Below are 11,929 nucleotides of genomic sequence, written 5' to 3' on the forward strand. Positions count from 1 at the left end.
GGTCTTTTGTTAATCGAGGTGGTATCGGCCGGACCGGGCTGTTCTATTTGTCAAAAGGCGCTCAGTCTCGTGAAGCAGGTGGCGGCGGAATTTTCGCAGATTGAGATTCGGGAGCTGCATGTGGTTGAGGCATTCGAACGTCTACAGGAACTGAACGTTTTCAGCGCAGGCGCGATTCTCATGAATGGGAAAGTGGAATTCCGTGCTTTGCCCAAGCTGACCGAGCTTCGCGAACGCGTGTATGCATGGCTTGATTACGAAGAAAGTCGCTAGATAAAAGGAGATAACGAATGGAAAACTTGTATCCTTTTTCGATTACCGGCGGCGTTGCCGTCTCGACTTACCTTCTTGTGTTCGCCGTCGGCATCGTGAGCGCGGTGCTGGCCTGCTATTTGCCCGTGCTGGCGATGTTCGCGAGTTATGTTCAGCGAGGCGCGGCCGACAATAAGAGAAGGGCCATGATGATCGCGATCTACTTTATCCTGGGGATGGCGGTCACATCGCTTGCGACCGGCTTGGTCATCGCGCTGCTCGGCCAACAATTTATACCCTTTGTAGAGAAATATCGTTTGCTGACCTGGGTGCCGCCTATCTTCGATATATTGGCAGGATTACAGCTGCTGGGCGTCATTTCGTTCGCCATGCCGACGTTCGGACAACCGCTCGGCCGGCCGAAGCGTCAGCAAGGCGCATGGGCCGCTTTTAAACTGGGAATTCCGTACGGACTCGTCATTTCGCCCTGCGCCATCCCGATCTTTTTTGCGCTGATCAGCTATATCGCCCTGCAAGGAAGTCCGCTTCACGGCGCGCTGCTCATGACGGCCTACTCGCTCGGAAAAGGCGTGATTCTCGCGGCCGTTGCAGTCTTTTCTATCTCGATTCTGCGCAAATTGGCAAGATGGGGCGGTCCCGTCAAAAAAGTGGCCGGCTATCTCTCCATCGTGATCGGCATCCTTTTCCTCGCAATTGGATTTATGAAATAATAGGTTGATCACATAGGAGGAGAGTCATCCATGTCCTTTAATCAAACGCTGGAAGAAATGAAGCAGCAATTTGTCGCGCATTCGCCGATCGAGATCCAGGCTGCGATGTTCCGATCGATTCGGGAGCAGCAGGAGTCGGGCGTTCAGTATGGCCTTCAGGAAGGGCAGAAGGCGAAGGATTTTACGCTGAAAAACGCGATGGGCACGCCGGTTCACTTATACGAGGAGCTGGCCCAGGGACCTGTCGTGCTCACCTTCTACCGCGGCGGCTGGTGTCCTTACTGCAACGCGCAGCTTCGTGCATATCAGAAGGTGCTGCCGGAGATTTATGCGCTTGGCGCCAAGCTGATCGCCGTCAGCCCGCAAAGCCCGGACAACACGCTGTCCCATCAGGAGAAGGAAGAGCTGCAGTTCGAGGTGCTGAGCGATACGAACGGTCTGGCAGCCGCTTTTTACAATATTTTATACGACGTGCCGCCGTACCTGCAGGAGCTGATGACCAACCAGTTCAAAATGGATCTGGCCGAATACAACGCAACCGAGCGGTGGATCCTGCCCATTCCGTCCACCTTCATGATCGACGAGTCCGGCATCATCCGTTCCGCGTACGTCAATCCGGACTTTATGAAGCGACTGGCGCCGGAGGATATTCTGGACGAGCTGAGGAAGCTGTGAGCGGCTATTCAATGAATAAGAAAAAAGAAGAAAGCCTATGCGACGCGACGCATGGGCTTTCTCTTTTTGCGTAAAATGAAGGGAATTGTCGAATCGAGGAGAATTTTAACGATGTGGCATTAAAATAAACGGATATGCTTGGTGCGAATATGAAAATCGGACAGGAAACGGGTACGATGCGAAAACAATTGACGGTGCTGATCACCATGATCGGCGTTTTTATCGTCGTTTCATCGCTGTTCATTTATAGCTGGCTCAATCCTACGTTTCAGTACCCGGAAGCGCAAGCAGGGGTGCTGGACGCCAGGCAATGGAATTTTGCAAAGCAAGGGATCATTCCGCTTAGGGGAGAGTGGGAGTTTTACGAAAACAAGCTGCTGACGCCGCAAGACTTTCTTGCGAACGGAAATGCGCTGGAGGCGGAGCGTCGAATCGTTCGCGTACCAGGCGGCTGGAAGGGGGCCGATTCCGCCGGCAGCGGGTATGGCGCGGGTACCTACCGTCTGCGCATCGCGGTCAGCGAACCGTATTTTTATAGCCTTAGAGGCAAAAAGATTCGCTTGTCGAGCCACGTCTACATGAACGGGGCGGATCTGGGCGGCGCAGGTCAACCGGCTTTGTCGGCGGATCGGTTCGTGCCCAGCAATCTTCCGTTCTTCGGTACGGTCAAGGCGGATACCGGCACCATCGACATCCTGATACAGATCGCCAGCTACCGCTATATGAAAGGCGGATTGGTGCAAGCGCCGGAATTCGGCATAACCGACGATGTATTGGCGAGGCGAGACAATGCCAGACTGGCGGATATGATCGTCATCACCACAATGCTGGTGTTCGGCATTTATTTCGCAGGCACGTTCAGGCAATGGAAAAAGGAACCGCATCTCGTATTTTTCAGTTTGTTCTGCTTGTCCTTGGGACTATTTTTCTGCTTCGACAACGAGATCGTCATTGCAGCCCTGTTGCCGGCGATGTCCTTCCTGTTCCTGCAGAAAATGCTCTTTGTCCTGCCTTATATTTCAATCCTGTCATTTGCGCTCTATGTCTATCTATACCTGGATTACGAGGGAGGCGCTAAATATAAGTGGCTGAGCCGGATTGCGTTCGGCTATCTGGCCGTATTGATCGCCGTTCCGAACGATTTTTTGGTCCATATGCTTTGGCTCGGGATCGTCCTGCAAATCGCCGTTTTCGCTCTCGTTATTCGCTGGATTTTCCGTCATCGGAATAGCGGCGTCCAGGTTTACTATATTCTGTCGGGTTTGTTTTTCCTGATCATCAGTTGGGTGTATGCGCAGACCCGTTATCAGTTGGCGCTCGACAACCCGTTTTATATGATCGTGACGCCGCTGCTCCTCGTTTTGTCCCAATCGTTCCTCATGTCGGACCGGGCGCGCGAGGCGCTCATGCGCAACGAACGGTTGACCGAGCAGCTGATTGCGCACGACCGCCAGAAAGACGAGTTTCTTGTCCGCACGTCTCACGAGTTTAAGACGCCGCTGCACGGCATTATGAATCTGGCGCAAGTGGTCATCGATCAGAGCGGCGAAGGGCTAACGGGACGGCATCGCGAAAATTTGGACTTCATCATTGCCCAGACGACCCGCCTGTCTGCGCTGGTCAACGATATTATCGATTTTCAGAGCCTGCAGCGCGGCAGTCTGGCGTTCCACAACCGATTGTTCGATGTCAGCGGCACGGTGGAGGCTACGCTCGAAGCGCTCAGGTATATGCGCAAGCACGATCAGGTGCGGCTGTTCAACGAGGTGCGGCCGGGAACCTACTATTTGTTCACCGATGAGAATCGCCTGAAGCAAATTCTCGTGAACCTGGTCGGCAACGCGTTGAAATTTACGGATCGGGGAAACGTGACGGTCGCCGCACAATCTCAAGAGGGCTGGCTGCGTTTGACGTTTACGGACACCGGCGCCGGGATGAGCGAAGAGCGGCAGCGGAGGCTTTTTACGGACGATCCGTACGAAGGCGCAAGAGGACCGGCGGGGCCGGGCTTCCAATCTTCCGGGCTGGGACTCAAGATCTCGAAGGCGCTTGCTCTGCAGATGGGCGGCGATCTGGCGTTGAAGCGGTCGGAGCCGGGAAGGGGCTCCGTATTCGAGCTCCGGCTGCCGGAAGCGGAGGCGATGCAGATGGATTCGGGCGCCGCTGCGGCAGAAGCCGCTGCCGGTCAGGATCCGCAGACGTTGCAGGAGCTAAGCGCGCCGATAACGGAAGAAACACCGCCGGCGGAAGAGACGCCACCGTATGGGGCGATGCCATCCCGCAAGGTTAAGATCTTGCTCGTAGATGACGACGCCTCCAACATCAAGGTGCTGCAGGAGTGGTTTGCGCCCAGTCGCTATCACATTTTAACTTCGTACAACGGTGCGGACGCGCTCAAGGTAATTCAGCAGCATCGCGGCGAACTGTCGCTTGTTCTGCTCGACGTGATGATGCCCGGAATCTCCGGGTATGAAGTGTGCAGGCGCATTCGGGCGGAGCACCCGCTCTATGAGCTGCCCGTATTGCTGCTGACGGTGCGCAACTCGCCGGCCGATGTCGCGACGGGCCTCGAGGCGGGGGCCAATGACTTCCTGGTGAAGCCGTTCAGCGGCAAGGAGCTGCTGGCCCGCGTGCAGACGCTGCTGCAGCTGAAGGAAGCGGTCGGACAGGCCATTCGCATGGAGACGCTGTTCTTGCAATCGCAGATCAAGCCCCATTTTGTCTACAATGCGTTGAGCGGGATTATCTCGTTATGCTACAGCGACGGCGCGCGGGCGGGCAAGCTGCTGGGCGAATTCAGCAACTATCTGCGGCTCAGCTTCGATCTGGACCCCCGGCACGCCAAGGTCAGTCTGAAGCGCGAGCTGTCCCTGACGAAGTCTTACATCGAGCTGGAAAAAGCGCGGTTCGGCGAGCGACTGAACGTGGATTGGGATGTGGATGTCGGAGCGGAGACGATGATTCCGGCATTGATCCTGCAGCCGCTGGTTGAAAATGCGATTCGCCACGGCGTTATGAAACGGCTGTCGGGAGGCACGGTGGTCATTCGGGCGAAACGGGAGCCGGACGGGCTGCGGATTGCCGTACAGGACGATGGGGTCGGCATGACCGACGAGCAGTTGAATCGTATGCTGAAGCCGGAGCGAATGGAGGGAAGCATCGGCCTGATCAACGTGCATAAGCGGCTGATGAATGAATACGGGCAAGGCCTGCGGATCGAGAGCTTACAGGGCAAGGGGACAACAGTCGCTTTCCTGATTCCTTCACGCAAATGGGAGGGAGAGGCGGACGCTGACGGAGAGGCGGGCGAATCGGAATGAGAGCTGTGATCGTAGACGACGAGCCGTTGGTTGCGGAGCAAATCGGCCGGATGCTGGCGGGCGCCGGCGTGACGGTGCTGGGCCGCTGCGCGAACCCGCACGAGGCGCTCGGAATGGCAAGATCGCTGCAGCCGGACGTGCTGTTTTTGGATATCGAAATGCCGGAGCTGAATGGGCTCGAGATCGCAGAGCGGGTATACGCGGACAAACTCGACATGGAGGTCGTGTTTATTACCGCTCACAATCAATACGCAATCGATGCGTTTCGGGTGAACGCGCTCGACTATTTGCTGAAGCCGGTGATGGAGGAGGACTTGCAGCGTTCGCTGGAGCGGGTCGAAAAGAGGCGGCAGCATCGTACGAGAGACGTGGGCAGCGGCGGACAACGGGCGGTTGCGGTCGAACTGTTCGGCAAGTTCGCGCTTTATTTGGATGGAAGTCCGGATCCGGTGCGCTGGGTCACTTCCAAGTGCGCGGAGCTGCTGGCCTATATGCTGCTCCAGCCGTGGGAGAAGGAGGTCAGCAAGTGGGCGCTGTTCGAGGCGCTCTGGCCGACCCAGAATGAAGAGAAGGCGGGCATTAATCTTAGAAGCACGGTTAGCCGGATCAACAAGACGTTAAGGGATTCGGGCTCGGGGATCGCGCTGACTTCGATCAGGAACGGCTACAGACTCGTCCTGTCCGATGAATTGCCGGGCGTGGACGCCGCTGAATTGGAGCTGTTCGCGCTGGATGCCTTCGAGCCGGGCCCGAATAACCTGGCGCATATCGAGCAGCTCGTTCACCGCTGCAGCCGACCGTTCCTGCAAGAATTCGACGGCGCCTGGTGCGAGCCTTACCGCAAGCAGTATCGCCAGTATTTTTTGCAAATGGGGAAAAAGCTGCTCCTGTATGATGAGCGAACCGGGACGGAGCCGCTCAAGGCGCTGCGGCTGGCCGAGCTGCTGGTCGAGCACGACCCTTACGACGAATCGCTGCGGGAAGCGGCCTTGAAGCTGCAATATCGGCTCGGCGGTTCTAGGCGGGCGCACGACTACTATGAAGCGTATGCCGAGTTGATCCGGGCCGAGCTTGGCGCCTTGCCGGGCGATACGATTGCAGGGTTGCTTCGCGCCTTGACGGATTGACGCTATCGCATGAAGGAACCCCATAGCGGGTTTCTTTTTTGTTTGCAACAATTTTGCAACATCGTTCTCGTTATAATGGCACCAACGTAAATCAGCATGAAGGCGAGTGAAGAAAATAATGATCAAACGTTGGATATCGATCGTTACCGTATTGTTTTTAATCGTGGCCATTATTCCTCAGTATGCTGTTGCTGGGTCTCTGGATACGTGGACGCTGCGGAGTCCGTTGCCCACGGGGAATACGCTAAGCGACGTTGCTTTTGGAAACGGCACCTTTGTGGCGGTAGGAAACAACGGAACGATAATAACCTCAAGCGACGGAGCGAATTGGACGAGCCGAACGAGCGGCACGACAAGTTTTCTGCAAGACGTCATTTGGGGAAACAACATGTTTGTCGCAATCGGAGCAGGAGGAACGATCCTCACCTCCGGCGATGGTGCGAGTTGGACGAGTCGAACGAGCGGACTTACGACGAACATTGTCGGGATCACTTATGGAGATAACTTGTATGTGGCGGTCGGGAACAGCGGAAAAATCGTGACCTCCAGCAACGGCGTAACCTGGACGAGCCGAACGAGCGGCATTTCCACTTCCTATATTTTATATGGCGTCGCCTACGGAAACGGTATGTATGCGGCGGTGGGAACCAGCGGAGTCATTATTACCTCCAACAACGGCGTGAACTGGACGAGTCAAACGAGCGGCTATACGGGTACGCTGAAGGACGTCGCATACGGGGACGGTCGGTTCGTGGCGCTGGGCGATTTGGGAAGGACTGTATTCTCCAACGATGGCGTGCTTTGGAGAAACAGTTCGACCAATACCTATACCGCTGTCGGCATCAGTTTCGATAACGGCAATTTTGCGGCGGTCGGGCACAATGGAGCGATTTTAACCTCCAGCGACGGAGTCAGCTGGACAACCCGAAGCAGCGGCACGACCCTTACGCTAACTAACGTTACGAATGGAAACGGGATGTATGTCGTGGTAGGGGAAACGACGATATTGACGTCCACGGACGGAGCAAGCTGGACGAGCCGGATGAACGGCACTACAAGTAATATATATGGAGTCATTTATGCAAACGGCACTTACGTGGCCGTGTCTTCGGGTGGAACGATCTTGACCTCCGGCGACGGCGCAAGCTGGATGAGTCGGATGAGCGGCACGCCGAATGTTCTTTACGGCATCATCTACGGTGACGGCCAGTATGTGGCGGTAGGTCAAAGCGGAACGATCATGACCTCGAATGACGGCGCGACCTGGACGAGCCGGACGAGCGGCACTACGATTCTTTTGGCTAGCGTCGCCTACGGAAACGGTATCAATGTGGCGGTAGGCCAAAGCGGATTGATTTTAACTTCCATCGACGGCGTGAACTGGGTCAGCCGAACGAGCGGCACTACGAATGCACTGACCGGCGTCGCCTTTGGAAACGGTAAGTTCGTAGCGGTAGGCGCAAGCGGAACGATTGTGACCTCTGACGACGGAATGAGCTGGGCTAGCCGAACGAGCGGCACCGCGAGTCTGCTGAAGGGCGTTGCCTTCGGAAAGGGCACCTATGTAACGGTAGGCGTAAGCGGACTGATTATTACCTCTGGCAATGGAACCGACTGGGTGAAACAAACGAGTGGCGTTACCGCTCAACTTAATAGCGTCAACTTCGGCAACGGCATGTTTGAAGCAGTGGGGAATAGCGGAACGGTGATGACCTCCGGCAACGGAGTGAGCTGGACGAGCCGGGCAAGCGGCACTGCAAGCGATCTATTAGGCTTCACCTTTGGAACCGCTACGTATGTCGCGGTAGGGCTAGGCGGAACGATCATACAATCCGGTCCGGTAGCGCCGGCAATAAGCAGCGTAAGCGTCAGTCCGAACAAAGCAAGTGTGGTGCAAGGCGGAAGCAAGCAGCTCGCAGCTGCGGTAGAGGCGGTTGACGGTGCGGCGGAGACGGTAACGTGGACGAGCAGCGACGCCGGCGGCAAGGTGGCGGTGAGCGGCACGGGGAACGTGACCGTTGCAGCGGATGCCAGGCCGGACGACTATACGATTACGGCAACGTCAACGTTTGATAGCAGCAAAAAAGGCACCGCAACGATTACGGTCACTGCGGCGATGTTGCTCGAGACGAAGCCGGAGGCTGAGATCGGCTACACGGCGGAGGAACTGACGGGACTTGTGGCGAACGGTGCCTATACAGTCAACGGTACGGCGGTGACGGCGGACGGCAGCGGTAAGGTAAAGATCGCCGGGAGTTGGATAGGCTTAACGGTGAATATCGTGAAGAAAGGCAACGGCACGACGACGACCGACAGCTTGGCGCAGACGCTGAGCGTACCGGCTCGCCCGGCGGCGCCGACGGCAGGCAAGACGGACGAGAGTACCATAAACGGCAGCAACGGTGCGCTGACGAACGTGCTGCCGACGATGGAGTATAAGACGGCATCGGCTAGTAGCTGGACGAATGTCGCCGGTACGAGCGTAACGGGACTTGCACCGGGGACGTACAATGTGCGCGTCAAAGCAACGTCTTCGTCTTTCGTATCGGCAGCGCAAACGGTCACCATCTCTGCGTTCACGGCGACGCAGGAATCGAAGCCGGAGGCGGAGATCGACTACGCAGCGGAGCAGCTGTCGGGACTGGCGGCCAGCGGCGCCTATACCGTCAACGGCACGGCAGTGACGGCGGACGGCAGCGGCAAGGTGCAGATCGACGCCGGCTGGCTGGGCACGGACGTGAACGTGGTGAAGAAGGGCGACGGCACGACGACGACCGACAGCCTAGCGCAGACGCTGAGCGTACCGGCTCGCCCGGCGGCACCGACGGCAGGCAAGACGGACGAGAGTATCATAAACGGCAGCAACGGTGCGCTGACGAACGTGACGTCGGCGATGGAGTATAAGATAGCAACGGCTAGCAGCTGGACAAGCATCATCGGCACGAGCGTAACGGGGTTGGCGCCTGGTACGTACAATGTGCGCGTCAAAGCAACGTCTTCGTCTTTCGCATCGGCAGCGCAAACGGTCACCATCTCTGCGTTCACGGCGACGCAGGAAGCGCAGCCGGAGGCGGAGATCGACTACGCGGCGGAGCAGCTGACGGGACTGGCGGCCAGCGGCGCCTATACCGTCAACGGCACGGCAGTGACGGCGGACGGCAGCGGCAAGGTACAGATCGACGCCGGCTGGCTGGGCATGGACGTGAACGTGGTGAAGAAAGGCAACGGCACGACGACGACCGACAGCTTGGCGCAGACGCTGAGCGTACCGGCTCGCCCAGCGGCGCCGACGGCAGGCAAGACGGACGAGAGTACCATCAACAGCAGCAACGGTACGCTGACAAATGTGACGTCGGCGATGGCGTACAAACAGGCAGCGGCCAGCAGCTGGACGGATATCACCGGCACGAGCGTAACGGGGTTGGCGCCGGGTACGTACAATGTGCGCGTCAAAGCAACGTCTTCGTCTTTCGTATCGGCAGCGCAAACGGTCACAATCGCGGCGTTCGTCGCGACGCAGGAAGCGCAGCCGGAGGCGGAGATCGACTACGCAGCGGAGCAGCTGTCGGGACTGGCGGTGAACGGCGCCTATACCGTTAATGGCACGGCAGTGACGGCAGACGGCAGCGGCAAGGTACAGATCGACGCTGGCTGGCTGGGCACGGACGTGAACCTGGTGAAGAAGGGCAATGGCGCGACGACGACAGACAGCTTTGCGCAGACGCTTGCCCTGCCGGCTCGCCCGGCAGCTCCAGTCAATCTATCCGTTACGGATGTCACATATAACGGCGCTAACAATGGTTCGATCCTTCATGTCAATCTCGGCATGCAGTTTAAAGAGGGAACTACCGGAACATGGACAAGCGTGACCGGGACGTCGGTTGTCGGGCTGGCGCCTGGCGTCTATTACGTACGGTTGGCAGCAACGTCATCGGATTTTGCCTCCATCCCCGCTCAAGTGACCATCCATGACTCGGATGCGACGCTTCCGGAGGCATCGAATGTGAGCGCGGACGATACGGGCAACGTAATTGTCGGTTTGGACACGACGATGGAATTTTCGGTCGACGGCGGCGCTTATGTCCGATATGACGGCACCAACATGCCGCAGCTAAGCGGCGAGCATACAGTCCTGGTGAGGGTGGCAGCCAGCGGCTCCGTGCCGGCAGGTCCGGCGACTACGCTGATTTTCACGACAAATATGGCCGTTCCGGCTGGCGGGTTGACGATAACCGCAGCGGATCCGAGTGGCGCAACCAATGACGGCAGGACCCAGATTACGGTAACCCCTCTCGCCGATGACAATCACCGGATGGTGTACTTTAATTTTGGCAACGGCACGGTCGTTGTACCGAATGTCGGCGACACGCTTAGCGGCTACTCGAACGTTCCTGGCGACGGGATGATCCCGGCGGCGAACGGCGACAAGATTGGCGTAGCCGAGGTGGATGCACAAGGCCAAGTCGTGAGGTTTGGCCAAACGGCGGCGATTGTAATCGCCGAGCCGGCGGCTCCTCAGCCTTCGAATGAGGTACCGACAGGAACTGCCGGTCCGAAGGAAGAGTCGGTCGACGTACTGGTGAACGGCAAGGCTGAAAGTGCGGGCAAAGCCATGACGACGGAATCGGGCGGCGTCAAGACAACGACGGTCGCCGTCGATCCGGTCAAGCTGCAGGCGAAGCTGGCTTCGGAGGGCGCGAATGCCGTCGTCATCATTCCGGTCAAGTCGGCATCGAACGTTATCGTCGGCGAGTTGACCGGCCGGATGGTCAAAAATATGGAAAGCCTCTCGGCTACGCTCGTTCTGCAGACAGAAAAGGGAACCTACACGTTGCCGGCGAAGCAGATCAACATCGACGAATTGGCCGGCAAGTTCGGCAGCGGCGTGAAGCTGGAGGACATTCAATTAAAAGTCGCCATTGCGCAAACGTCCGAGACGATGGCGAAGGTGGTCGAGAACGCGGCATCGAAGGGCGAATTCTCCGTTATCTTGCCTGCGGTTGACTTCACGGTGTCAGCCACCTACGGCGGTAAAACGGTCGAAGTCACGGCCTTTAACGTTTACGTCGAACGCATGGTAGCTCTGCCGGACGGCATCGACCCGAATCGCATAACGACGGGCGTCGTCGTTGACGCAGACGGAACCGCGCGGCATGTGCCAACCAAGATCGTTCTCGTCGAAGGCAAGTATTTTGCGAAAATAAACAGCTTGACCAACAGCACGTACGCGGTCGTATGGCATCCGCTCGAATTCTCGGACGTCGCGAACCACTGGGCGAAAACGGCCGTTAACGATATGGGCTCGCGCATGGTTATCCAAGGCACCGGGGACGGCCTGTTCAGTCCGGACCGGGATATCACGCGCGCCGAGTTCGCGGCCATTATCGTTCGGGCTTTGGGGCTCAAACCGGACCATGAAGCGACGCCATTCTCGGATGTGAAGACATCGGACTGGTACGGCGACGCGGTCAATACTGCTTATGCGTACAAGCTGATCGCGGGCTTCGAGGACGGGACGTTCCGGCCGAATGACAAAATAACGCGCGAACAGGCGATGGCGGTGCTTGCCAATGCGATGAAGCTTACAGGACTGAAGGATAAGCTCTCGGTTCAAGCGGCAGATGCAGTCCTTCATCCGTTCGCGGATGCGGCCAGCGTATCCGTATGGGCGCAAAGCGGTGTCGCGGACAGCGTGCAAGCAGGAATCGTAGCAGGAAGAAGCGCCGCTTCGCTTGCGCCGAAAGCCAATATGACGAGAGCGGAAGTAGCCACGATTATGCAGAATTTGCTGCAAAAATCGGGCTTGATTTAAACGGAACGGAAG

The 11,929-nt window shown here is 57.5% G+C and carries 6 protein-coding genes; all 6 read left to right on the forward strand.

Annotated elements, in window-relative coordinates:
* Positions 1-6: 6 nt before the first annotated feature.
* Positions 7-273 carry a thioredoxin family protein gene (locus ACFSR7_RS35375; protein WP_378169341.1) on the forward strand — a complete coding sequence of 89 codons (267 nt, stop codon included), beginning with the start codon at positions 7-9 and terminating at the stop codon, positions 271-273.
* A 17-nt stretch (positions 274-290) separates the two neighbouring features.
* Entirely contained in the window at positions 291-983 is a 693-nt protein-coding gene (locus ACFSR7_RS35380) for a cytochrome c biogenesis CcdA family protein (protein WP_378169342.1), read from the forward strand.
* Positions 984-1,013: 30 nt separating this feature from the next.
* Entirely contained in the window at positions 1,014-1,658 is a 645-nt protein-coding gene (locus tag ACFSR7_RS35385) for a peroxiredoxin-like family protein (RefSeq protein ID WP_378169344.1), read from the forward strand.
* Positions 1,659-1,834: 176 nt separating this feature from the next.
* Positions 1,835-4,978: a hybrid sensor histidine kinase/response regulator gene (locus ACFSR7_RS35390; protein WP_378169345.1), complete on the forward strand. Its 3,144-nt coding sequence runs from the start codon at positions 1,835-1,837 to the stop codon at positions 4,976-4,978.
* Positions 4,975-6,105, forward strand: coding sequence for a response regulator (locus ACFSR7_RS35395; RefSeq protein WP_378169347.1), 1,131 nt, complete (start codon positions 4,975-4,977; stop codon positions 6,103-6,105). The genes ACFSR7_RS35390 and ACFSR7_RS35395 overlap by 4 nt, the downstream gene beginning before the upstream one ends.
* A gap of 388 nt (positions 6,106-6,493) precedes the next feature.
* Complete coding sequence (locus ACFSR7_RS35400) at positions 6,494-11,917, forward strand: S-layer homology domain-containing protein (RefSeq protein ID WP_378169348.1); 5,424 nt, start codon at positions 6,494-6,496, stop codon at positions 11,915-11,917.
* Positions 11,918-11,929 lie beyond the last annotated feature (12 nt).

The organism is Cohnella sp. GCM10020058 (assembly GCF_042683485.1).
GTDB lineage: Bacteria > Bacillota > Bacilli > Paenibacillales > Paenibacillaceae > Cohnella.